At 70.1% G+C, this 23,123-nt stretch carries 20 protein-coding genes; 12 read left to right on the top strand and 8 right to left on the bottom strand.

Annotation, left to right across the window (positions count from 1 at the left end; genetic code table 11):
* Positions 1-265: 265 nt before the first annotated feature.
* Positions 266-880: a gamma subclass chorismate mutase AroQ gene (gene aroQ, locus ABZ420_RS25585; protein ID WP_357127454.1), complete on the bottom strand. Its 615-nt coding sequence runs from the start codon at positions 878-880 to the stop codon at positions 266-268.
* Between the two features lie 184 nt (positions 881-1,064).
* Between aroQ and ABZ420_RS25580 the strand changes: the two genes are divergently transcribed.
* Positions 1,065-2,717 (top strand): DUF4407 domain-containing protein, encoded by a 1,653-nt coding sequence (locus ABZ420_RS25580; protein WP_357127451.1) that lies wholly within the window; start codon positions 1,065-1,067, stop codon positions 2,715-2,717.
* Between the two features lie 304 nt (positions 2,718-3,021).
* Positions 3,022-4,572, top strand: coding sequence for an adenylate/guanylate cyclase domain-containing protein (locus ABZ420_RS25575; protein WP_357127449.1), 1,551 nt, complete (start codon positions 3,022-3,024; stop codon positions 4,570-4,572).
* A gap of 52 nt (positions 4,573-4,624) precedes the next feature.
* Here the strand turns inward: ABZ420_RS25575 and ABZ420_RS25570 are convergent, their stop codons facing one another.
* Positions 4,625-6,163 carry an MFS transporter gene (locus ABZ420_RS25570; RefSeq protein WP_357127446.1) on the bottom strand — a complete coding sequence of 513 codons (1,539 nt, stop codon included), beginning with the start codon at positions 6,161-6,163 and terminating at the stop codon, positions 4,625-4,627.
* An 85-nt stretch (positions 6,164-6,248) separates the two neighbouring features.
* On the opposite strand from ABZ420_RS25570, the gene ABZ420_RS25565 reads away from it, so the two are divergent.
* The 6 genes from ABZ420_RS25565 to add all read left to right on the top strand — a co-directional run bounded on the left by ABZ420_RS25565 (position 6,249) and on the right by add (position 12,151).
* Positions 6,249-6,788 (top strand): TetR/AcrR family transcriptional regulator, encoded by a 540-nt coding sequence (locus ABZ420_RS25565; protein ID WP_357127443.1) that lies wholly within the window; start codon positions 6,249-6,251, stop codon positions 6,786-6,788.
* Between the two features lie 91 nt (positions 6,789-6,879).
* Positions 6,880-7,677 carry a hypothetical protein gene (locus ABZ420_RS25560; protein ID WP_357127440.1) on the top strand — a complete coding sequence of 266 codons (798 nt, stop codon included), beginning with the start codon at positions 6,880-6,882 and terminating at the stop codon, positions 7,675-7,677.
* On the top strand, positions 7,674-8,771 hold the full coding sequence (locus ABZ420_RS25555; RefSeq protein ID WP_357127437.1) for a DUF4129 domain-containing protein: 1,098 nt from the start codon (positions 7,674-7,676) through the stop codon (positions 8,769-8,771). Before ABZ420_RS25560 ends, ABZ420_RS25555 begins: the two co-directional genes overlap by 4 nt.
* Positions 8,772-8,838: 67 nt before the next feature.
* Positions 8,839-9,816 carry a MoxR family ATPase gene (locus ABZ420_RS25550; protein WP_062966988.1) on the top strand — a complete coding sequence of 326 codons (978 nt, stop codon included), beginning with the start codon at positions 8,839-8,841 and terminating at the stop codon, positions 9,814-9,816.
* A gap of 3 nt (positions 9,817-9,819) precedes the next feature.
* Complete coding sequence (locus ABZ420_RS25545; protein ID WP_357127434.1) at positions 9,820-11,115, top strand: DUF58 domain-containing protein; 1,296 nt, start codon at positions 9,820-9,822, stop codon at positions 11,113-11,115.
* Between the two features lie 16 nt (positions 11,116-11,131).
* Positions 11,132-12,151, top strand: a complete 1,020-nt coding sequence (gene add / locus ABZ420_RS25540; RefSeq protein ID WP_357127431.1) for an adenosine deaminase — start codon at positions 11,132-11,134, stop codon at positions 12,149-12,151.
* Here add and ABZ420_RS25535 read toward each other — a convergent pair.
* Positions 12,130-12,930: an RDD family protein gene (locus ABZ420_RS25535; RefSeq protein WP_357127428.1), complete on the bottom strand. Its 801-nt coding sequence runs from the start codon at positions 12,928-12,930 to the stop codon at positions 12,130-12,132. The genes add and ABZ420_RS25535 overlap by 22 nt on opposite strands.
* A gap of 43 nt (positions 12,931-12,973) precedes the next feature.
* Here ABZ420_RS25535 and ABZ420_RS25530 point away from each other — a divergent pair, with 43 nt between their 5' ends.
* Positions 12,974-13,990, top strand: a complete 1,017-nt coding sequence (locus ABZ420_RS25530; RefSeq protein ID WP_357127425.1) for a stage II sporulation protein M — start codon at positions 12,974-12,976, stop codon at positions 13,988-13,990.
* Between the two features lie 834 nt (positions 13,991-14,824).
* Here the strand turns inward: ABZ420_RS25530 and ABZ420_RS25525 are convergent.
* Positions 14,825-16,237: a hypothetical protein gene (locus tag ABZ420_RS25525; protein WP_357127422.1), complete on the bottom strand. Its 1,413-nt coding sequence runs from the start codon at positions 16,235-16,237 to the stop codon at positions 14,825-14,827.
* A 103-nt stretch (positions 16,238-16,340) separates the two neighbouring features.
* Here ABZ420_RS25525 and ABZ420_RS25520 point away from each other — a divergent pair, with 103 nt between their 5' ends.
* Positions 16,341-16,979, top strand: coding sequence for a methyltransferase domain-containing protein (locus ABZ420_RS25520; RefSeq protein ID WP_357127419.1), 639 nt, complete (start codon positions 16,341-16,343; stop codon positions 16,977-16,979).
* Between the two features lies 1 nt (position 16,980).
* Here ABZ420_RS25520 and ABZ420_RS25515 read toward each other — a convergent pair whose 3' ends face one another.
* From ABZ420_RS25515 to ABZ420_RS25500, 4 genes are read right to left on the bottom strand one after another with little or no spacing between them, the layout of a single operon-like run.
* Positions 16,981-17,748, bottom strand: coding sequence for an SDR family NAD(P)-dependent oxidoreductase (locus ABZ420_RS25515; protein ID WP_357127416.1), 768 nt, complete (start codon positions 17,746-17,748; stop codon positions 16,981-16,983).
* Positions 17,749-17,756: 8 nt separating this feature from the next.
* On the bottom strand, positions 17,757-18,740 hold the full coding sequence (locus tag ABZ420_RS25510) for a hypothetical protein (RefSeq protein ID WP_357127503.1): 984 nt from the start codon (positions 18,738-18,740) through the stop codon (positions 17,757-17,759).
* Positions 18,741-18,748: 8 nt separating this feature from the next.
* Positions 18,749-20,188, bottom strand: a complete 1,440-nt coding sequence (locus tag ABZ420_RS25505) for a pyridoxal phosphate-dependent aminotransferase (RefSeq protein ID WP_357127413.1) — start codon at positions 20,186-20,188, stop codon at positions 18,749-18,751.
* Positions 20,185-21,234, bottom strand: a complete 1,050-nt coding sequence (locus ABZ420_RS25500; protein ID WP_357127410.1) for a helix-turn-helix domain-containing protein — start codon at positions 21,232-21,234, stop codon at positions 20,185-20,187. Before ABZ420_RS25500 ends, ABZ420_RS25505 begins: the two co-directional genes overlap by 4 nt.
* A 622-nt stretch (positions 21,235-21,856) precedes the next feature.
* Between ABZ420_RS25500 and ABZ420_RS25495 the strand changes: the two genes are divergently transcribed.
* Positions 21,857-22,189: a hypothetical protein gene (locus tag ABZ420_RS25495; RefSeq protein WP_357127407.1), complete on the top strand. Its 333-nt coding sequence runs from the start codon at positions 21,857-21,859 to the stop codon at positions 22,187-22,189.
* Positions 22,190-22,355: 166 nt separating this feature from the next.
* Positions 22,356-22,964 carry a hypothetical protein gene (locus ABZ420_RS25490; protein WP_357127404.1) on the top strand — a complete coding sequence of 203 codons (609 nt, stop codon included), beginning with the start codon at positions 22,356-22,358 and terminating at the stop codon, positions 22,962-22,964.
* Positions 22,965-23,123: the final 159 nt, after the last annotated feature.

Raw genomic sequence — 23,123 nt, 5'->3', positions numbered from 1 at the left:
GACTTTCCTCACAAAGCCCGGAAACCGCCCTCACCTGCGTCGAAGTGGATTTCCCCGCTGGACGGCGCGGCAAACCAAGCGGCAGCGGCTAACTCGGCGATCGGCCCGTTGAGATATTTCCGACACCGGCGTGACAAGCCATGAATGTGATCCGACCGTCCGGCCTCTTTTGCCTGCTGTGTCATTCAGCACATAACCAGCAAATCTCGGGAAGTGGTGTTGGACACATCTTTCCGCTGACCCGCCACAGACCTGCGGGGCCGGCCTACGACCGGCAGAGCGAGACGGCGGCCCGCACCAGCGCCGCGCGGTGCAGGGCGTCCCCGTTGCCCATGGTGAACACCCCGAAGACGCTGCGCGCCAACCGTTCCGCGCAGTCCGGCGCGGTCAGCTCGGCGCGGTGCATGTCGAGCTGGTCGAGGATCTCGACATTCACGCGGTCGATGACCGGGCGCACCGAGGCGAGCCCTGCGGGCGCGATGGGCGCGGCGGCCGGGTCGAAGCGCCACCGCAGCATCAGCCCGCGCTGCACCGTCTTGTTGGCCTCGATCTGCCCGAGGAAAACCTGCCGCACCCAGTCCTCCGGCAGGTCGCGACCGTTGCCCGACCGGGCCATCGCGTCGTAGACCTCCGCCTCCCTGGCCGGATCGTCGATCGTCGGCTCGATGCCGAGCTCGCCCGCGGCCACCCACTTCGCCGCGGCCACCGCGTCGGCGGTGTCCAAGCGCTCGACCACCAGGGCGACCAGCCGGTCCAAGGACCCGTCGGCCGGAGCGGCGCCCGCGCCGGCCGGCCACATCAGCAGTACCGCCGCCAGCAGCGTCCAACCGACTCGCGCACGTCGTGACCTCCTGGGATCGCCCGCATGGAAACGAATCACCGCGTCAGCGTAGGCGAGGTCGCCCGGCCCGCCCGGCCCGCCGCGGACCGGGCTGTGAGCCTGGCCACATCCGGCCTCCCCTGGTCGCTGGGCACCCGCGGGGCCTGTCACGCTGTCACAACGAATCCGTGACAGTTTCGTCGCGCCCGCGAAAGCGCCTGGGACGTAGAGGATGTGCCTTCCGATGACCGTCACCGGCTTGTTCACCTGGCTCGGCGGGGGCCGGACCAGCGCGATCACCGATCGTCACGAGCGTGCCGGATACGCCGTCACCGGTGCCGTCGTGTTGTTGTTCGCCGGTATCTCCGGTGTGGTCGCCGCACTGGCCGCGGCGTCCGCCTGGCCCTGGTGGGCAGCGACGGTGGTGGGAATCGTGGTCGTCGCGCTGACCGGCGCGGCGGCGCGTGCACTGGCCACGGCACGGCCGAGCGGAGGACCGGACCGGCTCGGGCTGCTCGCGCGCTTCGCGGTCGCCGTGCTGGCCGGTGGATTGCTCGCGGAACTGGCCGCGATCGTGCTGTTCAGCGGGTCCGTCGACCGGGTGCTGGATGAGAAGGCGCAGCGCTCGCTCGATTCGGCACCTCGGGTCGTCGCGGCGCAGGCGGAACTGGACCGGGCGAAGGCCGACCGGGCCGCGCTCGAACAGGCGATCGGCATGGCTCAGAACGATATCGATCACGCCCTGGTGATCGCCCGCTGCGAATTCAACCCGGCCCCCGAGTGCCCGCGCACCAGGATCACCGGCGTGCCCGGTCGCGGGCCGGAGGCGCGGACGGCCGACGCCATGCTCGACGACGCCCGCAAGCAGCTCGCCACCGCGCAGGCCCGGGTGGATGCCGCGGACCGCCGGATCGACGCCGACCGGGACGCCTTGGCAGCCGCGCGGACCGCCGCCTTCGACGACACCGATCGCGGACTCGGCGCGCGCTGGCAGGCGATGAACGACTACACCGTGCACAACGCGCTGCCGCTGCGCATTCTCACCATCGTGGCGTTCGTCGCACTCGCCCTGCTGCCACTTGTGCTGCGGTGGTGGCGTGGCGAGACTTCGTTCGACCGGCACAACGCCGCCCGTACGGTGCACGATCGCGCCGAGCGCGACGCCGATGCGGCGATCGCGGTCAAGCAGGCCGAAGTGCGCACCGAGGCGGAGATCCTGCGTGCCGAGCAGCAACTCACCGCCGCCCGTCTCGCCGTCGAGGCGGACACGGCCATCGATCGGGAGCGGCAGCGCACCCGCATCATCGCGGCCATCGGCGGCATCGAGATCGGCATCACGGAGCCGCCGCGCCGCCCCGAACTTCCCGCCGCGGCGGAAGACCGAAAGGACAGCGACATGCCCGACGAGGTGACGCCGAACCTACCGGCGCCGGTGACCGTGCATTCGCCCGCCGTCGCCGCCCCGCAGGCGGCGCCGCAGAGCGGCGGACTCGAACTGCCCCTGATCGGCACGGTGCCGTTCAGCGACACCGCGGCGCGTCTCATCCGTCCGCTGGTTCCGTCGTTCGTCGCCAACGCGATCGACACGGCGACGCATCCGCTGCGCACCGCTCGGCAGGCGTTCGAGGAGGTCGAGGAGATCACGTTCACGCTGCGGCGCACCCGCAAGGTGACCATCGACGGCCAAGCCACGCATCCGCAGGCCGTCGGCTACCAGCCGCAGCCCGGCTCCCCCGAGATCGCGCATGCCCAGCACATCGCCTCCACCGTCGTCGACGCGGTGCCCCGCTACTCCTCGCTTCCGCCGACCGGCGCCGCGGGCTACGGCCTGCCCACCGGCATCCGCCGAGACGAGCTGCCCGAGCCCGACCGCCGCGAACTGCCACCCGGGCGCTGACAAGACCGGCCTGCCACCGCCTGGCCGCGTCCAGCAGCTGACCGAGGCCGCCCCGGGACCGGTTCAGGCATCGCGCGCGAACGGCATCGCACGTCACGCACTCGGCGCGTCGGGGCGGCGGGCGGGCGCCGACACCTCGGACTCCGGGTGACGCTGCGGCTCGTGTCGGTGATCGTCGCCGCGACGGCCCAGCGCTGTGTGTGCGGGTCCGGTGGCCGCCTCCGGCGGACCGGTCGGACGGGCACGCGGTGGATGCGAAGTCGCCTCCGCGGCGGCCGGATACGCCTCCGCCTACGCTGCACCCATGCAACACAGGGAGGTGACGCTCGCCGCGGCGCCGTGGGGCTCGCCATTGCTCGGGTCCGCCGAGGAGTCGTCGGGGTTGCGGCGCATTCGCATTCAGTTGTTGCTCACCGTGCCCACCCTGTTGGGAAACCTGACGGGCATGGTGGTGTCGATCGTGCTGGTGGGCTTCGTCCTGCCGGGGCCGTCGGTGTTCACCCGGGATCTCCTGCTGCTCGACGTGCTCGCCGCACCGCTGTACGCGAGCTGCGCGCTGCTGCTCGGGCTGTGGTGGGGCACGACTCGCGGGCTGCGCGCGCTGCGGTGGGCCACCGACCCGCTGCACGTGCCCACCGAGGAGGAACAGGCCGCGGCCACGGTGGTACCGCGCAGGCTGGTGCGTAACCAAGCGCTGCTGTGGTTCGGCGGCCTCGTCCTGCTGACCACCCTGTACGGCCTGGCCGAACCGCGGCTGATTCCGAAGGTGGCCTTCGGCATCGCGCTCAGCGCCATCGTGGTGTGCGCGAACAGCTATCTGATCATCGAGTTCGCGCTGCGACCCGTCACCGCGCGGGTGCTGGAAGCCGCGGCTTCCGGTCGACGCCGCGGCATCGGCGTCTTCGGACGCTCACTGGTGGTGTGGGTCGTCGGATCGGGCGTTCCGGTGGCCGGGATGATGGTGCTCGCGGTGTCGGCGCTCGTGATGGACGACGTGTCCAAGGCTCGGCTGGCGGTCTGCGTGCTGTCCCTCGGCGGAGCGACCTTGGTCTTCGGCCTGCTGCTGATGACGCAGACACTGGCCGCGACCGTAGCCCCGATCCTCGGTGTGCGCCGCGCGATGCGCCAGGTGGAGGACGGCGATCTCGCTGTCGCGCTGGCGGTCTACGACGGCACCGAGCTCGGCGAGCTGCAGAGCGGTTTCAACCACATGGTGGAGGGGCTGCGGGAACGCGAGCAGATCAGGGACCTGTTCGGCAGGCATGTCGGGCGCGAGGTAGCCGCGGCCGCGCTGGCGGGCGATCCGACGCTCGGTGGCGTGGAGACCGACGCCGCGGCCCTGTTCATCGACATCGTCGGCTCCACGACGATGGCCGCGACCATCCCCGCGCCGGAGATGGTCGCCCTGCTCAACCGGTTCTTCGCCATCGTGGTGGACGAGGTCGAGCGGCACGGCGGGCTGGTCAACAAGTTCGAGGGAGACGCCGCGCTCGCCGTCTTCGGCACGCCCGCGCCGCTGTCCGATGCCGCGGGCGCGGCGCTGGCCACCGCCCGCGCGATCCGATCCCGGCTCGACGCCGACGCGACCGATTTCGTCGCGGCCATCGGCGTCGCCGCGGGCCGGGTGGTGGCGGGCAATGTCGGCGCTCATCAGCGCTACGAGTTCACCGTCATCGGCGACGCGGTCAACGAAGCCGCGCGCCTGTGCGAGCTGGCCAAGCAGCAGGGTCTGCTGCTCGCCTCCGGTGCCACCGTCGCGGCGGCTGCCGAGGCCGAGACCGAACAGTGGCAGCTCGGCGAATCCGTCACCCTCCGCGGCCGCCTCACGCCGACCCGTCTCGCGCGTCCCGCGTGAGGTTTTCCGGTCGCTCGATTCGCCCGGCGCTCCGGGCGTTCGGAACTCGCGATCACGCCCGCGCATGGCGCAACCGGAACGCCACCACCGCGGCGACGAGCAGGATGGCGGTGGTGCCGATCGCCGCGAAGTGGATGCCGGAGACGAACGAATCGTGCACCGAGGCGAGGAACGCGTTTCCGGCGGCCTCCGGCAGCTCACGGGCGAAAGCCGTGGCCGCGCCGAGGGATTCCGAGGCGGCGTCCGCTCGATCATCCGGCACGTGGCTCAGGTCGAGGCCGTTGCGGAAGATCGCCATTACCACGCTGCCGAGTATCGCCACGCCCAGCGCGATACCGGTCTCGTAAGCGGTCTCCGACACCGCGGCGGCCGCACCCGCGCGCTCCGCCGGCGCCGCGCCGACCACCAGGTCCGACGACACGGTCAGCGCGACGCCGACACCTGCCCCCACGAACAGGAAGCCGAGCACGAACGGCGTCGTGCTGGTGGCCGCCTCCGGGCCCAGCCATCCGAACAGCGCCGCGCCCACCGCCGCGGTGATCAGCGCGCCGCCCAGCACGGTGCCCGGCCGCAGCCGTCGCACCAACCAGGCCGCGGCGAGCGAGGCGATCATCCCGGCCAGCAGGCCCGGCAGCAGCAGCAAGCCCGCCTGCATCGGCGAGCGTCCGAGCACCAACTGGAGGTACTGCGAGCCGAAGAACAGGACACCGGCCAGCGCGAACACCGCGAGCAGGCTGGTCACCACCGCCGTACGGAAGGTGGGCAGCGCGAACAGCGCCAGGTCGAGCATCGGCCGCGCGAGCCGTCGCTGCCTGCGCACGAACCCCGCACCCGCAAGCACACCGAGCGCGCCGATCAGGACCGGTCGCATACCCGGACCGTGCGCCGCGACCTCCTTCACCGCGTATACCACGGGCACCAGGGTGAGCATCGACAGGACGGCGCTGAGCAGGTCGAAGCGACCGGGCTTCGGATCGCGCGACTCCGGGATCAGCACCGGCCCCAGCCCGATCAGGACCAGCATGACCGGCAGGTTCACCAGGAACACCGAACCCCACCAGTAGTGCTCGAGCAGCCAGCCGCCCAGTAGCGGTCCCGCCGCGGCGCCACCGCCCGCCATCGCGCTCCACACCGCGATCGCGACCGTGCGCTGCCGCGGATCGAGGAACATCGACCTGATCAGCGCCAGCGTCGCGGGCATCAGCGTCGCACCGGCGACGCCTTGCAGCACCCGCGCCGCGATGAGCATCTCCGGCGTCGGGGCCCACGCCGCGAGCACGGAGGCGATGCCGAATCCGGCCGCGCCGAGCAGCAGCAGCCTGCGCCGCCCGATCCGGTCCCCGAGGTTCCCCATGACGACGAGCAACCCGGCCAGCACGAACGAGTACACGTCGATGATCCACAGCAGCTGCGGCGTGGTCGGGGCGAGATCGGCGCTGATCGCGGGTACGGCCAGGTCCAGCACGGTCGCGTCGACGGCGAGCAGTAGCAGGGCGAGCGCGAGCACGGACAATCCGGCCCACTCGCGCGCTCCGGCGCGGGGTGGCGCGGTGGCCGATCGTCCGGTGGGCCGCGCGGTCTGGGTGTTCATGACTTTCTCGACTTCCGTCGTCCATTTTATTACCGTCCAGACGGTATAGTAACTGACCAACCGTCCGGACGGTATAGTCGAGTGCGTGACCGCTGACACCCGCGACCGCATCCTGGACGCGCTCGAGACCTTGCTGCTGGAAAAAGGCATGTCGCAAGTGACATTGGAGAACGTGGCGGCCACCGCGGGCGTCTCCAAAGGTGGCTTGCTCTATCACTTCAAGAGCAAGGACGCGCTGCTCGCGGGCCTGGTCCGCAGGCTGGCCGACCGTGCGGGCAAGCAGCTGGACGGCGCGGTCGCCAGAGGCGGCTCGGTAGCCGAGTGGTACCTGCAGACACCCAACCCGGACGACGCGGCGGAAGCGGTGGAACTGGAGCTCTATCGGTCCATGCTCGCGACCATGCGCACGATCGACGCCACACCGGAGCCCGACGAGGTGCAGCAGGCGCTGGTCGACATGATGAACGCGTGGTCGGACGGTCTGGACGCGGAGGTCGCCGACCCGGTACAGGCCGACCTCATCCGGCTCGTGGGCGACGGCGTGTACCTGCGCGCGCTGCTCGGCCTCCCGCCCATCGATCCGGTTCGCTACCGGCACGTGGTGGACCGCTTACTGCGCCGCTGACGGCTAGACTCGGCCCGTGCTGCCAGCCGCCGAACCGGCCGGCGCCGTCGGGGCGGGAACAGATCCGGTACCAGGGTCTCCTGGAACGACGGTGCCGATCCGACCGCTGAGTTTTCGTGAACTGCTCGATGCGCCGTTCGCGCTGATCCAGGCGAACATCCGCGCCATCGCCGGTTCGATCGTGCCGGGCTTGCTCCTGGCCGAGGCCGTGGTCGTCGCGGTGACCGCGGGCGTGTCCGAGCTGACCGGCGGTTCCGACGCGGGCACCGCCTGGGCGGCGATCGGGTCCACCGCGGCCTGTGCCTGGTTGCTGCGGTTCGCGTTACGCGGCACGACCGTGGCCCTGGGGCTCGCGACCGTCGGTGGCGCGCCGATCGGCCGCAGGACCGCGTTGCGCCGATTCGGTGCGACGCTCGGCCCGCTGCTGGTGTTCCAGCTGTTGTTCACGCTGGTGGGCGTCGGCGTGCTCGCGGTGAGCGGCTTGCCGATCGTGACGCTGCCCCTCGCGGTGCTCTGGCTGGGCTGGCTGCGCGCCCGCCGCTGGGTGGCGGTGCCGGTGCTGTTCGTGGAGCGCACCTCGCACCGCGACGGAATCGCCCGCGCCAAGCTGCTCGCCGAAGGCGCGGAGTGGCCGACCGTCGGGCTCTGGATCGCGCAACGCGTCCTGTTCGGGCTGCTGGCGATCCCGCTGCTGGCCATTCCGCTGTACGTCTCGGACTTCTCCGGCACGCACCGGTGGCCGGTGATCGTGCTGACCACGTCGGCGGTGCTGCTGCTGACGGCCTTCGGCGAAGTGGTCGAGGCGTCGTCGCGGGTGGTGTGCTACCTCGATCGCCGTTGCCGCAGGGAGGGATTGGACATTCGCATTCCCCGGCAGGAGACGCGATGAGCGATCCGACACCGCCGGAGATCCCGTCGGCTCGGCATCCGGGTGAGGTCCGGCTGACCGAAGGTCCCCACGCGACCGACGACCCGGCGCCCGGCGCGCCGCGGCTCGGCGCCGCCGCCGACCATCGGGCCGCCGCCGAATCCGCCGCGCGGCACCGCGATTTCGACCGTGCTTTGCGGGAACGTTTCCGTGCCGTGCTGCGCGGCCTGGAACAGGGCGGTGTGCTGGAGGTCCGGCGCTCGCGCACGGCGCGGGAAACCGCCGACGATGTGACGACCGCGTTGCCGCTCGAGGTCGCCACCGAGATCCAGCCCGCCGCCCACAGTTTCGACGAGGTGGTCTACGGCGGACGCCGCGCCACCGAAGACGAATACCGCAGGCTGGAATACGCCGACCGGTTCTCCGCCTCCGCGCCGCCACCCGCGCCGGAACCGGTCGAGATCGAGGCGGTCGAGAAGGCGCCGCGCACCAGGCGCAGGCTTCCCCCGCTGCCCGATCTTCTGCGCGACCCCCGGTTCTGGGCGGCGCTCGCCGCGACGGCCGCGTTGCTGCTGCTGGCCTACGGCGCCCTGCGGTCCTGCGGTGCGCCCACCGCGCCCACTCCGCCGCCGCCACAGCCCCCGCCGGATCTGCCAGATGTCCCGCCGCCCAGCCGCCCCGGCTTCGGGGCGGGCGACGACCCGATCTGGGACCGGCTGCCCGCACCGGTCTTCTACGGCGGCGTGCAGTTCCTGATCGCCGCCGCACTGGTGGTGTGGTGGCGGGCCCGCAGGCGGGGCGCACTGGTGCGCGAGCCCCGCCCGGTCGAGGTGGCGGCGAACGAACTGCTCGCCGGACAGGCCGCCCTCTACCGCCGCTCGAAAGACCACGACCACGTCGCCGGGAAGCTGCGGGCGGCCACGCTGCGCCGCATCCGTGCCCCGCTCGGCATCACGGCCGACACACCGCCGGACCGGATCGTCGCCGCGGTCGCCGCGCGCGTCGGAGCCCACCCCGCCCAGATCGGGGCCGCCTTGTTCGGCCCGGTGCCCGATCCCGGGACGCTGCGGGTGGTCGCCGCTCAGCTCGAATGGATCGAATCGGAGGTCGGATGAGACGCCTTCGCCCAATCCTCGCCCGGCCCACGGCATCCGGGAACGCCCGCGAACCACAGGAGATCGAATGACCAGCACCGAGACCACCCCGACGGCCGAGCAAGCGGGCGCCGCGTTCCACGCCCTGCGCGCCGAGATCGGCAAAGCGGTGGTCGGCAACGACAGCGCGGTCATGTACCTGGTGCTCGCGCTGTTGTGCCGCGGCCACGTGCTGCTCGAAGGTGTCCCGGGCGTGGCCAAGACGCTGCTGGTGCGGGCGCTGGCCACGGCGCTGGACCTGGACCACGCGCGGGTGCAGTTCACCCCCGACCTGATGCCCGGCGACGTCACCGGCTCGCAGATCTACGATCCGCACTCCGCGGAGTTCACCTTCCGGCACGGTCCGGTGTTCACCAACCTGCTGCTCGCCGACGAGATCAACCGCACGCCGCCGAAAACCCAGTCGTCGCTGCTGGAATCGATGGAGGAACGGCAGGTCTCGGTGGACGGGAAGCCGCAGCCGCTGCCCGATCCGTTCGTCGTCGTCGCCACTCAGAACCCGATCGAGCAGGAGGGCACCTACCCGCTGCCGGAGGCGCAGCTGGACCGGTTCCTGTTCAAGGTGGACATCCACCTGCCCGGCCGCGACGACGAGTTCCGCATCCTGCAACGCCACGCCGCCGGCTTCGATCCGCGCGACCTGACCGCCGCGGGCTTGCGTCCCGTCGCAGGCCCCGAACACATCACCGCCGCCCGCGCCGCGATCGCGCAGACGACGATCAGCCCCGAGGTGCTCGCCTACACCGTCGACGTGTGCCGGGCCACCCGCACTTCACCCGCCGTGCAGCACGGGGCCTCGACCCGCGGCGCGACCGCGCTGATGGCGGCCTCGCGCGCGTTCGCCTGGCTCACCGGTCGCGGGTTCGTCACACCCGACGACGTGAAAGCCGTCGCCGTCGCCGTGCTGCGCCACCGCCTGCAGTTGCGCCCGGAGGCCGAGCTGGACGGCGTGACCACCGAGGGTGTGCTGTCGTCGCTGCTGCTGTCGGTTCCGGTTCCGGTGTAGCGCATGGTCGTCACCGGCCGGCTGGCCGCCGCGGCAGGCGTGGCGGCCCTGTTCGTCACCCTGGTCCTGCCGTCCGTGCTCGGCGTGGTCGTGGTGACCTGTGCCCTGGCGGCCGGGGTGCTCATCGATCTCGGCGCGGTGGGACGGGCGCGCGACCTGGCGCTGTCTCGCGAGGCACTCACCACGGTGCGACTCGGGCGCTCCGTCGAGGTGGAGCTCGTCGCGGTCAACACCGGAGCCCGCACGCTGCGCGGCACTGTGTGGGACGACTGGCCAGGCAGCGCACGCGCCGGAAACCGCACGCACGAACTGGATCTCGCGCCGGGCACCAAGGTCCGCTTCCGCACCGCGCTCACACCCACCTATCGCGGCGATCGGGTCGCGGGCCAGGTCACCGTGCGCCTGCTCGGCCCGCTCGGGCTCGCGGGCAGGCAGACGAGGCACGACGTGCCCGCCCGGGTACGCGCGCTGCCCGCGTTCCGCGCCGAACGGCTGTTGCGCTCGAAGGTCAAGCGGTTGCAGCACCTGGAAGGCCGCAATGTGGCCAACCTGCGCGGGCAGGGCACCGAATTCGACTCCTTCCGCGAGTACGTCGCCGGGGACGACGTGCGCGCCATCGACTGGCGCGCCACCGCCCGCGCCACCGACGTCCTGGTCCGCACCTGGCGCCCGGAGCGCAACCGGCACATGCTGATGCTGCTGGACACCGGCCGGGTCAGCGCGGGCCGGGTGGGCGACGGCACCCGCTTGGACGCGAGCATCGAGGCGGCCCTGCTGCTCGGTGGCCTGGCCGCGGCCGCGGGAGACTCGGTCGACCTGCTCGCCTTCGACCGGCGAGCCCGCGCCGAAGTCCGGGGCGTCGCCGGGAAAGGTCTGCAACTGAAGCTGATGCACGCGATGGCGGGCATCACCCCCGCGCTCGTCGATACCGACAGCGCCGGGCTGGTGCGTGCGGCCATCCAGCGCACCCGCCGACGCAGCCTGGTCGTCTGGTTCACCAGCCTGGACGGCGCCGCGGTCGAGGAGAACCTGCTGCCCGTGCTGCCGGTGCTGGCGCAGCGGCACCGAGTGCTCATCGTCTCGGTGACCGACCCCGATGTCGCCGCGGCCGCCACCCGCCGCGACAACCTCGCCGACCTCTACGCCGCGGCCGCGGCAGAATCCGTCCTCGCCGAACGCGCGCTGGTCCAGGAATCGCTGCGCCGCACCGGTATCGCGGTCGTCGCCGCGTCACCGGAACGACTGCCGGAGGCCTTGGCGGACGAATACCTGGAACTGAAACAATCCGGCGCACTCTGAGGAGGATCATGGCCCCATGGCCTCAGATCTCGCCGCCTTCGTCCGTGGACTGCCGAAAGCGGAGCTGCACCTGCATCTGGAAGGGACGCTGGAGCCGGAGCTGAAGTTCCGCCTCGCCCGGCGAAACGGCATCGAGCTGCCGGAGAAGACCGTGGCCGAGGTGAAGCGGACCTATCGCTTCCACGACCTGACGTCGTTCCTCCGCGTCTACTACCCCGCGATGCGCGTTCTCCAGCGCCCGGAGGACTTCCACGACCTCGCATTCGACTATCTGCGCCGGGCGCACGCCCAAGGCGTGCGCCACGCCGAGCTGTTCTTCGATCCGCAGGCGCACACCGGGCGCGGGATCCCGTTTCCCACGGTGATCAGCGGATACCGGTCGGCCATCGCGCGAGCGCGGCGGGAACTGGGGATATCCGCCGAGCTGATCCTGTGCTTCCTGCGCGATCACTCCGCGGAGTACGCGATGGCGACGCTGCTGGAGGCGCTGCCGTACAAGAGCTGGATTCTCGGGGTCGGGCTGGATTCCGACGAGCGCGGCAACCCGCCGAGCAAGTTCGCCGCCGTCTTCGAGCGCGCCCGCGCCGAAGGCTTCCTGCTGACCATGCACTGCGACATCGACCAGCCGGATTCGGTCGAGCACATCCGCCAGGCGCTGGAGGACATCGCCGTCGACCGCCTCGACCACGGCACGAACATCGTCGAGGACGATCGTCTGGTCGAACTGGCCGCGGCCAAGGGAATCGCGCTCACCTGCTGTCCGGTGTCGAACTCCTTCGTCACCGCCGAGATGAAGTCCGCGCAGATCGTCGGCCTGCTCGATCGCGGGCTGACGGTGACGGTCAACAGCGACGACCCCGCCTACTTCGGGGCGTACGTGGCCGACAACTACCTCGCACTCGCCGAGCACGCCGGCCTCGGCATAGATCGGCTGGCCGAGCTGGCCAGGAATTCGTTCCGCGCTTCCTGGCTGACGCCCGCCCGGCAGGACGCGTTCCTCCGCGAGGTGGACGATTACGTCGCGGCGAACGGCTGACCCACGCGCGGCGGGAACACCGGGTACATCGGCGCGGGCAGCACCCGGCGCTGTCGTTCGGCGATGACCGCGCCCAGGATCTGCGGCGGCGGGTAACCGGCAGGCGGCGCGACGCGCAGCCGCCCGCACACCTCACCCACCAGCGCTGTGCCCAGCTGGTGCCGCGCCGCGGGCGTCAGGGTGCGCAACCGCGTCAGGTACTGCCGCACCGCCAAGGCGAGCTCCTCCGGCAGTCCGGACAGATCGAGCTGCGCGCTCCAGCCGGTCAGCCACGGCGGCGCGATCGCGAGCGCGGGCGGTGGCAGCGGGCGCTGCGCGTGCACGACCACGGTGCCCGCGAGCACGTCACCGATCCGCCGCGCGTGCGGCGAGCACATCGAGGTGAGTACCGCGATGGCGCCGAACCCGCCGAGCATCCAGAAATCGACGATCGCGCCGGCCAGGCCGCGGGTGAGCGCGTGCCGGAAGTCGATCGGCCCGCCGTCGGCGCGCACCACGCGCAACCCGAGCATCAGTTTGCCCAGTGTCCGCCCCCGCCAAGCGGTCTCGCAGGCCACCGGGTACCCGACCAACACGGTGACGATGGTGACCAGCATCACCACGTCCAGCCAGGCCGAGTCGACGCCCGCGGGCAGCAGCAGCGTGACGATCGCGAACAGCAGCGCGAAAGCGAGCGTGCACTGGGCCAGCACGTCGATCAGGAACGCGCTCGCCCTGGTGGGGATCCGGGCGATCGGCAGCTCCAGGGCCACTGCTTCGCCGGTGGTGAACTCAGCCATGTCGATAGCATTCTTGCGACCGGCGGGAGTGGGAGGCAACCGAATGGACGTGGACGCATACAGCCTGGCGCACCGCAGGGCGTGGGAGCGGCTCGACTACTTGTCCAAACGGAGCAAGCTGACCGGCGCGGAGGCGGACGAACTCGTCACGCTCTACCGCCGCACCTCCCAGCAGCTGGCACGGTTGCAGTCACACAACCCCGACCCGGAGCTGATCGCCGGGCTGAGCGCACTGCTGGCGCGTGCGCGCGGCCGGGTACTCGGGACCCGAGCCGACACCTGGCAGGAGATCGGCCGGTTCTTCGGCCACCGCTTCCCGGCTGCGCTCTATCGGGCCTGGCCGTGGTGGGTCGGCGTGGCCGCGGTGTTCTTGTGCGTATCGGCCGGCTTGGCCGTCTGGGTGGACCGATTCGAGTCGGCGCGCGAAGTGCTCGGAATCCCGGCCGACACCGGAAGTCTCACCGCACCGGGCGGCGCGTTCGAGACGTACTACTCGGAGCATCCGCAGGGGGCCTTCGCCGCACAGGTGTGGACCAACAACGCGTGGGTGACCGCCATCGCCTTGTTCACCGGCGTACTGATCCTGCCCGCGGTCTATCTGTTGTTCATGAACGCGCTCAATCTGGGCGTCAGCGCCGGGCTGATGGCCGACGCGGGGCGGCTGGACTCGTTCTTCGGGTTCATCCTTCCGCACGGCACGCTGGAGCTCACCGCGGTGTTCGTCGCGGGCGGCGTTGGCCTGAAACTCGGTTGGACGCTGATCGATCCTGGACGGCTCAGCCGCGTGGAGGCGGTGGCCAGGCAGGGGCGGGCGACCGCCACCGTCGCGCTCGGCCTGGTCGGAGTGTTGCTGGTGTGCGGCTTCATCGAAGGATTCGTGACACCGAGCCCGCTGCCGACGCCGATTCGCCTCGCGATCGGCTTCACCGCCGAGGCGTTGTTCCTGGTGTACGTGTTCGGGGTGGGTCGCCGCGCGGTCACGGAGCAGGCGAGCACGGATTCCGCGGCATCCAGCGATCAGCCGTCCGCTGTGACGCAGCCAACATTCAGCACACCCTGAGCGACGCAGCTGGGACAATCGGCAGCTACGCGGTGTGAGATCGGTTCGGAAGTCCCCCATTTGAGTTCCGCTGGCCGCAGCGAGTCCGGCTCGAGCTGCGGCCAGCGTTACCGTCAACTCTACACAATCGTTATCCCTACGCAACCCTCCCCGTCGAGGTCAAGCGTATAAAGCAGCGCCCCAGCAAACCCTGACGACCGCGCACTTTCACCCCCCGCCAGCTAACCGCATGCGACACGCGCGATCACTGTTTCGACGACCCGGCGCCGCCTCGGTGACACTCCCGAAACACTCGATGGGAATCGCCTCCGCAATAGCTCGGGAACTCCTCCGAGGCGTTAGCCGGGGCGGAAGATAGACCTCTCCATGGTTGCTGACATGGGCTCCTACCTGCACGTTCATTTGCAAGAATTGCCGGTTGCTGATCAGCACACGAAAGAAAGAGACCACAGGTTTGTTTACGCGGTAATAAACCGGGTAAGGACATAGTGGGGCGCAGGGAAGACCGGCCAGTTCCCCGACAGGCTCCGGATTAACCCGTTGCGGAAAGAGCGGTCGCTCACCCCGCCCAGTTGCCGGATTCAGCACCTCGGCCGCAACCGTAACGGGGTATGTGATCTTCGCCTCACCTGCCGCAACGAGGGCTGGAACCGCGCGAAATCGACGCCACCACAGCCGACTTGGAGAGACGCACGTCACAGTCCAGCGCTCGACCGGTTCCCGTTCCCTCGCCGAGGCGATCCCCTTGTGCGCGGCCGGAAGCACCACCGAGTTCGTCGATGCGCGGACGAAACGGTGCGCCCCGGTCAGAGGCGGAAAATGGCTCGGGTGGGCTCAGCCGACGCGCAGGATCCCGGTGACCGTTCCTTGGAGGAGGTGGCCGTCCTGCGTGATCAGCGGCGCGGTTTGGAGAGGATCGTCGACGACGGTGCCGGGAAGGTGCTGTGCGGCGGTGACCGCACCGGTTTCCGGGTCGAGCACGGTGAACGCGTACCCGTCGAGGGGCGTGGTGTGGTCCGCGCCGACGCGGGCAACCGTGTACAGCAGGCCGTCGGCGGTGGACAGGCGCGGTACAGCCGCGCTGCGCACCGTGTTCTCCCACACCACGCGGCATCCGTCGCCGTCCACATCGACGCGCGTCATGCCGCCGGTGAACGGCGCGCTCGGGGGAACCGCCGGTCCAGCACCTTCCGGCAGCGCCGGGTAGGGGTATCCGTACGTGCTCGCCACGAAGACCGAACGGCCGATACCGACCGGCGAATTCTCGCTGCCCGGGCCGCCTTCCCCGAGCACCGGTGCCGCACATACCAGTTCGCCGGTCCCCGAACGGAATATGAGGACGTGCACCTGCCCGTCGGCGTTGTCGACGATGGTCAGGTAGTCCGCACCGGTGCGCGGCCCGAAATAGGTGGGGGTAGAACCGGTGCCCCAACTGAGTTGTCCCGGCTTGCGCGCCGATCCCCGGTCGTACGGCGCGCGCCATACGATCTCAGGAACGCCGGACGCGGCGGCGCGCAGTTCGTACAGCGCGTGCGTCGTGGCCACCGCCACCTGCCCGCTCGGCGCCGACGAGATGCTGTTGGCCACGCGCTCTCCCGCGGGCAGCGCGAGCGCCGCGACCTGCCCGGTCGCCGTGACGAACCCGGCCACGCCCTGACCGGACGCGAACCACACATTGCCCGACCAGTCCGGCACGAGTCCGGTCACCGCGTCTCCGGGCGGGAGCACCGGACCGAGATCGGCGAAGGCTTCGCTGATCAGCCGCCACGTCCCCGTCGCGTCGCGCTCGTGCCGGATGCGCAGCAGCCGGTCGGTGCCGTCCACGACCACCAAGCGGTCGACCTGGTCGAGGTAGGCGTACACGCCGCCGAGCAGGCTTCCCCTGTTCAACGGCAGTGCGGCGAGCGAACCAGCCAGCGGGCCCTGCGCCGCGGGATCGAGCAGGTGCACCGTCGGGGTCTGTCCCGCGATCGCGGTGCACAGGGCGACCACGAGGCGGTCCGATACTTCCAGCAGCGTGGGGCACGCGGATGCCAGCGGATAGGCCGCGACCGCGCCCGCGGCGGTTGGCCCGGCGAGCGCCGTCACGTCCGAGGACCCCGCGTCGCCGTGCATGGTCGCGGCGCCGGGCGGCCCGAGGAACGGGTTCGGCGGCGCGAGCGGCCCCCATGGCGCGGCGGCCGAGGCGGGCTGACCGGGCAGCAGAGCCAGCGCGCACGCGGCAAGAACGATCATCGGTCGGCGCATCGAGGTCGTCCTTCACAACGCGGTAGTCGAACGGATACCAACGGAACAGTATTCGGACATTCGCCACACCGACCGGTACGGGCGGGCCGATACGATGGCGCCCATGAACTCCGTTCGGGCCCGCTTGTTGTCCAGCCTCGCCGGCCAGCTCGGAAATCCGCACGGCGTGGTCGGTAAAGGGATCGCCTTCGTGCTCAATCGCGGCAACAAGGCCGCCATCACCGGTGCGGTGGAGGCGGCCTCCGTCGTGCCCGGCGGCACGGCGGCCGACGTCGGATTCGGCGGCGGCGCAGGGCTTTCGCTGCTGCTCGATCGGGTCGGCGCGGACGGTGTGGTGCACGGCGTCGAGATCTCCGCGGACATGCTGGCACGCGCCCGCTCCGGTCACGGAAGCGACATCGAGTCCGGTCGCCTCCGGCTGCTCGAGGGTTCGCTCACCGCGCTGCCCTTGCCTGACGACAGTCTCGATGCCGCGATCACCGTCAACACCGTCTACTTCGTGCCGGACCTGCGAGCGGCCTGCGCCGAACTCGCGCGCGTGGTCCGGCCGGGTGGCCGTCTGGTGATCGGCATCGGAGATCCGGACGCGATGGCGAAGGTGCCGTTCACGCCGTACGGCTTCACCCTGCGCCCGGTGCCGGAGGTGATCGCGGCACTGGAACAGGCGGGCTGCCGGGTCGAGCATCGGCGGCTCGCGAATACGCCGATTCCGCACCACCTTCTGGTGGCGACGCCCCGCTGACTCACATCAGCGCGCCGCCGTCGACCCGGATCTCGGTGCCGGTCATGTACCGCCCGTCATCGGAGGCGACCATGGCGACCACCCCGGCGATGTCCTCCGGAGAGCCGAGCGCGCCGCCATTGAGCCACCCGGTCATCCGGGAGAACAACTGCGGGTCGAAACCCTCGGGCTGGGCCAGGATGGACTTCGTCGTGATACCGCTGGTGATGCCGGCCGGAACGATGTTCACCGCGCGCAAGCCCTGTTTGGCGTACTCCAAGGCGATGGCGTGCGTGAAAGCGTTCACGCCGCCCTTGGACGCCGCGTAGGAGGCCAGGTAGGGCGCCGCGCTGAACGCCGCGGTGGAGGAGATGTTGACCACCACGCCGCGTCCGGTGTCGAGCAGAGCGGGCAGCGCGGCCTGGGTCATCAGGAAGGTGCCGGTGAGATTCACCCCGATCACCTGGTTCCACACCTCGAGCGGCATCTCATGGGTGCGCGCGGGGCGAAGGATGCCTGCCGCGTTGACCAGCACGTCGAGTCCGCCGAGGAACTCGAGCGCCGTTTCGACGGCGGTGCGCACCGATGCCGGATCGGCGGTGTCGACGTCGACCGTTCGCAGTCGCTCGGCGCCGTCGCCCACCTTGTCCGCGGTGGTGGCCAAGCCCGCCGCATCGATGTCGGCGGCGACCAGCTGTGCCCCTTCGTCCAGCAGTCGCAGGGCGATGCCCTGACCGATGCCGGATCCCGCTCCCGTCACCACCACGCGGCGGCCGTCAAATCTGCGCATGCCAAAAATTAGAACACGTTCTCATCGACCGTCAAGGCACTTCCGCGCTCTCCGGCGATCCGCAGCACCATGGCGGCCGTCGCCGCGGCGTACGCACGACTGGCCGCTGCCGGACGGCTCGCCGGGTAGTTGGAGCGATGGGTGACGACGACGCCGTTGGGCAGGGTGACCGTTCGGTCCGCGACGGTCGCGACGCAATTGCCGCCCGCCTTGGCCACGAGATCCACGATCACGGTCCCCGGGCCGAGCAGATCCAACTCCGCCTGCCCGAGCAGGCGGGGCGCCGGGGATCCGCGGTGCACGGCGGTGCAGACGACGAGGTCGGGCGGCGTGGCGGCGATCGATTCCCGCAGCGCCGCGTTGTCCTCCCGGTTCGGCACGAACTGCCCGGCGCCCGCCGCCGACGCGGCCGCCCGTTGTGCGAGACGATTACCGACCGCTGTCGGCTTCTCGTCGCCGAACGTGCGCGCGGCCGCGATCGCGGCGAGCCCGGCCGCCCCGCACCCCAGCACCAGGCCACGGACCGGACGGGTGAGCCGCGCGGGGGCGAGCAGCCGCCTGCCTTCGGCGTAACCCTCCGCGCCCGCGATCCGGCTCATCCCGGACAGCGCATCGATCTCGGCGGTCGAGTCGTCGCGCGGCACCTGGTCGAAGGCGACCGATTCGATGCCGAGGCCACGCAACCGATCGATCTCGCCGCGACGGTAGTGCGGATCCTGGAAGCCGACCAGCGTGGTCCCCGCGCGCAACGGCATCGAATCCAGGTCGAACGCGGGCGGTTTCACCCAGACGACGATGCCCGCGCGCTCGAACACCGCCGCGCGATCCCCGACGAGGTCTGCCCCGGCCGCGCGGTAGGCCGCGTCGGGGAAACCAGCACCTCGCCCCGAGCCTTCCTCGACGAGCACTCGAAGTCCCGCCGTCGAAAGGGTGCGGACCGCGTCGGGTGTGAGCGCCACACGAGTCTCCCGTCGCGCGGTCTCGCGAAGCACCCCGACGATCACCGTGCGGCTCCGGGCTCCGCTACCAAGGCGGTCAGGCCGCGATCGGCGAGCGCGGCGCGATAGGTGAGCCCGCCGGCGATATCGCGGATCAATTGCTCCAGCCGGTCGAAGAGCTCGTCGAGCAAAGCGGGCGATTCGTGTCGTGGCGCTTTGCGGGGAGCGAGCACGTTCAACCGGACGCCGGGTCGCAGCGAGCCGGTGCGGTCGAGCGCGACGCTGTCGACGCCGGCCACGGCGAGCAGCAGGTCTTCCACCTGCGCACTCGTGCGTACACCCGCCGCGTCGAGGAGCGCGCGATCGAACACCACCGAGACGAACATTCCTTCCGGATTGCCCAGCGGTCGCAGGACCTCGGCTCCGAGCCGCGTGTTGATCGCGGCGATGTGGCCGCACGCCCGCTCGATCTGCGCGCGCATCAGCGCGTGGTTGCGGGCGAAGTAGTCCTCGGAGGTGTGCTCGAGAATCGCGCGAGCCAGGTGCGTGGTCTCGCGCTGGAACGAGATGGTGAGCCGTTCTCGGATCCGCTCCAGCCACGCGCTGTCGCCCGTGCATGCCGCACCCATCTTGCAGGGGCCGAAGGCGTTGTAGCCCTTGGAGTTGCCCGTGATGGTCAGCACCACGTCGTACAGCCGCCGATTGCCCTGCTCGGTCGGCACGTGCAGCGCGGCGACCGGGATGTGCGAGGCCACCAGCAGGTCGAAGGCCATGTCGCAGATGACGGGGACGCCACAGTCGAGCAGCACCCGTCCGATCTCCGCCAGCTCGGCGGCCGTGTAGTCGGCGACGACCGGGTTGCCCGGCAGCGTGAGCAGCACACCGCACAGTTCGCCGGTCGCCCGGAGCCCGTCGAGGCAGCGGGCCAACCGGGCGGGGTCGATCTTGAACCCGTCGTCCGGGGCCACCGGGCACGACACGATCCGCAAGCCGAATTTCTCCACGTGGATGCTGGAACTCTTGTAGAAGCCCTCCGGGCACACGATCACCCCGCCGGGCCTGGCCAGGCTCGCGACGGCCTCCTCGAGCAGCATCGTGCTCGAGTACGGGCAGACGATCACCTCTTCCGCGCGCACCCGGACGCCGGGGACCCCTTCCACCGGATGTGACAGGCGCCCGAACAGCCTGCGGGCCGCCAGCTCCCGCAGGATCAACGGCTGCCGCTTGTCGTAGAGCCTGCCGTCGAGATACTCCGCGGCGGGCGCGATGTGCAGGCTCTCTCGCCACGCCCGGTCCAGCGCCGCGACGGCGTGCGCGTCAGGGGCACGGCCGGTCTCGCCGTGGTAGGCGTCGATGACGCCCGAGTGGCGCAGCCCGCCGGTCCCCGCGAACCAGGCGTCCCGCGAAACGTGCCCGCGCACTTGCCGTTTCCTGGCCTCGGAGCGATTGGTCAGCATCGCCAGGTCGGCGAGCGGATCGGTGAGCACGTGGCTCTGAGTCACGGAACCTCGCCTTCTGAAGAGTCTCCCGGTGCGGGCATGGTGTTCCATTTCTCCTGGAGCGCGGCGCGGAACAGGCTGCGGCAGTTGCCCTCGGCGAGTCGTTCGAATTCCGCCAGGGGCGGTTGCGCGACGATCTGGTCGACCACGATGGCCGAACCGGCACGCCGGAGGTCGTAGAGTTTCTCGAACCGCCGGACCGCGAACGCGACGTCGTGCTTCAGCGCGGAGAAGCGCGTCGCCACCCGCGCCTGGCGCGAGTAGTCGTACTCGCCCACCGCGACATAGCGGTCGTCGACCACGAGCATGCTCTGCGCGTTGCGGGCGTATTCGCGCTTGACCAGCACGCTCTCCACGCCCGAGCGCGCCTGCTTCCACAGTTTGTCGTCATAGGGCCACACGTCCGAGATGTCGTCGAGCACGTACATCCGCCGCACATCGATCTTCGGCGGATGGGCTTTGTCGGCCAGGCGCAGGATCGCCGCGTGATAGTCGTCGCCGACGTCGCCGCCGATCGTGCCCAGATCGGCGGTGTGGATCGCGCGCACCGACGTGGTGGCCTGTTCCAGGATCGTCAGCCAGTCGGTGACGGTGTTCCATTCCCATACCGTGGCGCTGCGCGAGGGAATCTGCGCGAGGATCTCCTCGGCGCGTTCCAACTGCCGGTCGGCGACCAGGCGCAGCGGCTCGATTTCCGCTCGCGCGCCGGAGGCGTCGATCAGGCTCTGCGCGATACCCAGTGCGCGCGAGACCAATTCGGGGTCCTTGCCGAGCAGGACGTTGAATCGCATCCGCAGGTCGTAGTAGTTGCCGCTGGTCGGATCGGTCGCGGGATCGGCGCTGCCGTCGGTCGGCAGTTCCGCGCCGAGGGCGAGGCTCAGGCGTTCCCGCAGCGCGAGCGGCGGAATCCGGCTGCCGTTCTCGATCTGCTGAATCAGACTGCGGGAACAGCCCGCTCGGGTGGCCAGCGCCGCCTGCGTGTAGCCGCGTTCCAGTCGTAGCCTGCGGACCAGATCGCCGACCTGCTCATCCGAGCCGGAGCAAGCCATCCCGTGCCTCCCATCCTGCACCTTGCATACGCATGCTCACGGCATGTCACGATGCATCATTCTAATCATCGAGTGGCATCAGGCATCCGACGAATCGCGCTCGCCGAATTTCGTTGTCGAGCAGAGATCCAGCCGCATCCGACACCCCTGCGAAAAGGGCTGCCACATGAGCCCAGGAATGTACCGCCCGGGCTTCATCCCACAGCGATAACCAAAATTTGCCCGGATTCCTGATGAGTATTGAGCTACATGACTATTCAAAGTCATTGAAGCTTATTTTCTATCATCACAAAGCGCTAAAGCTTCGTTGACAGCAAGATGTGGCCGCACCTAGCCTTGATCTCGACGTCACCGCAATTCGGTCTCGGCACAACGGTTTCCGGCCTGCCGATCTCGGTGACCCGATAACTCTAGGAGGTGCCGAATGCGGATACCTCGTCATGGCGCGGCCCGGCATCATCTGCGGCCAGGTGTGACCACCCCGCCTTCTCGCTCGCGCCGGTCTCCCGACGCAATCGGACACCGATACGACCGAAGCGCGGACGAATCCATCGCGTTCGGACCGGTAACCGCCGAGCGGCGGGTCGACGTCATCTCGAAACAGCGTGAATGAGAGCGGATCATGGCACTCGACATCACCGATTCGATCATCACCAGCGACATCAGTCCGGAAATCGCCCGGCTGGTTTCCTCGTCCTCCGGCGCGGCGTGGGAACTCAGCTGGCTGCCCTCCGTCGTCCTGACCCGCGATCAGGCGGTGACCGGGATGGTGCTGGACGAAATGCTCAGCGATCCCGGCACGCTCACCAGCGACCTCGCGCTGGAACTGGCCGCCCTGCACGCCGCTGAGCTCGGCGTCACCCTGCGCGAGGTGCTGATCCGGCTGTACGTCCGCATCACCGAACGCGACAACGAAGCATCCCGCCGCACCCACACGCCCCTTCCCGCCGCCTGACCGCGACAGGGCCCGGCGTCCGGCACTTGCGCGCGGCATCCGAGCGGCGAACGATTGATTGTGCGCCGGCCGCGATCGCGGGCCGGGCGGTGTCCCGCCCTCGGTGGACCACGACGCGACGGCCCGGCGACACCGCGGAGTGATCGCTCCGCCCGAGGAGGAACCGATGTTCATCCAAGTCATTCAAGGCAAGGCCGCCGACCCCGCCCGGCTGAATCGGTGCATGGATCGCTGGAACGAGGAACTGAAGCCGGGAGCCGTCGGCTATCTCGGCACGACCAGCGGACTGTGCGACGACGGCACCTTCATCGCGCTCGCCCGATTCGAATCCGAGGAGGCCGCACGCCGCAACAGCGAGCGCCCGGAGCAGGGCGCCTGGTGGCGGGAGACCGAGCAGTGCTTCGACGGGCCGGTCACCTTCATGGACTGCGCGGAAGTCACGCAGTGGATGGGTGGCGGCTCCGACCGCGCCGGGTTCGTGCAGGTCATGGAGGGTCACACCCGGGACGCCGGACGGATGCGCGAGCTACTGGCCCAGTCGGGCGATCGGTTGCACGAGGTACGCCCGGAGATTCTCGGCGGCACGCTGGCGACCTACGGCGACGACGGATTCGTCGAGACGGTGTACTTCACCTCCGAAGCCGAAGCTCGCGAACACGAGAAGATCGAGATACCGGACGATCTGCGGTCGCTGTTCGAAGAGGAGAACGCCCTCATGGGTGACGTCGCCTACTTCGACCTGCACCAACCGTCGCTGAGTTCGCCACAGAAGTAACAGTCCCGCGACCGGCAACCGCCCGATCCGATCGGCGACTGCGCGCACTGGTCCCACCCTTCGGCCGTTCCCAGCTTCGGGAAGAGACGCCGCGGGTGCCGGAGCTGCTCCCAGAGGACAATGTCTTCTCTCGGTGTGGTTGACGCAGGGTGAAGGGTT

It is taken from the genome of Nocardia sp. NPDC005745 (assembly GCF_040630775.1).
Lineage (GTDB): Bacteria > Actinomycetota > Actinomycetes > Mycobacteriales > Mycobacteriaceae > Nocardia.
The sequence above is the reverse complement of the archived record's forward strand: the minus strand, read 5'-3'. Positions and strand labels throughout refer to the sequence as shown.

Coding starts and splice junctions, on each gene's coding strand:
- ABZ420_RS25570 (WP_357127446.1), bottom strand. CDS start 6,163: ATGAACACCCAGACCGCGCGGCCCACCGGACGATCGGCCACCGCGCCA.
- ABZ420_RS25495 (WP_357127407.1), top strand. CDS start 21,857: ATGGCACTCGACATCACCGATTCGATCATCACCAGCGACATCAGTCCG.
- ABZ420_RS25555 (WP_357127437.1), top strand. CDS start 7,674: ATGAGCGATCCGACACCGCCGGAGATCCCGTCGGCTCGGCATCCGGGT.
- ABZ420_RS25520 (WP_357127419.1), top strand. CDS start 16,341: ATGAACTCCGTTCGGGCCCGCTTGTTGTCCAGCCTCGCCGGCCAGCTC.
- add (WP_357127431.1), top strand. CDS start 11,132: ATGGCCTCAGATCTCGCCGCCTTCGTCCGTGGACTGCCGAAAGCGGAG.
- ABZ420_RS25545 (WP_357127434.1), top strand. CDS start 9,820: ATGGTCGTCACCGGCCGGCTGGCCGCCGCGGCAGGCGTGGCGGCCCTG.
- ABZ420_RS25575 (WP_357127449.1), top strand. CDS start 3,022: ATGCAACACAGGGAGGTGACGCTCGCCGCGGCGCCGTGGGGCTCGCCA.
- ABZ420_RS25500 (WP_357127410.1), bottom strand. CDS start 21,234: ATGGCTTGCTCCGGCTCGGATGAGCAGGTCGGCGATCTGGTCCGCAGG.
- ABZ420_RS25550 (WP_062966988.1), top strand. CDS start 8,839: ATGACCAGCACCGAGACCACCCCGACGGCCGAGCAAGCGGGCGCCGCG.
- ABZ420_RS25515 (WP_357127416.1), bottom strand. CDS start 17,748: ATGCGCAGATTTGACGGCCGCCGCGTGGTGGTGACGGGAGCGGGATCC.
- ABZ420_RS25535 (WP_357127428.1), bottom strand. CDS start 12,930: ATGGCTGAGTTCACCACCGGCGAAGCAGTGGCCCTGGAGCTGCCGATC.
- ABZ420_RS25580 (WP_357127451.1), top strand. CDS start 1,065: ATGACCGTCACCGGCTTGTTCACCTGGCTCGGCGGGGGCCGGACCAGC.
- ABZ420_RS25525 (WP_357127422.1), bottom strand. CDS start 16,237: ATGCGCCGACCGATGATCGTTCTTGCCGCGTGCGCGCTGGCTCTGCTG.
- ABZ420_RS25490 (WP_357127404.1), top strand. CDS start 22,356: ATGTTCATCCAAGTCATTCAAGGCAAGGCCGCCGACCCCGCCCGGCTG.
- ABZ420_RS25530 (WP_357127425.1), top strand. CDS start 12,974: ATGGACGTGGACGCATACAGCCTGGCGCACCGCAGGGCGTGGGAGCGG.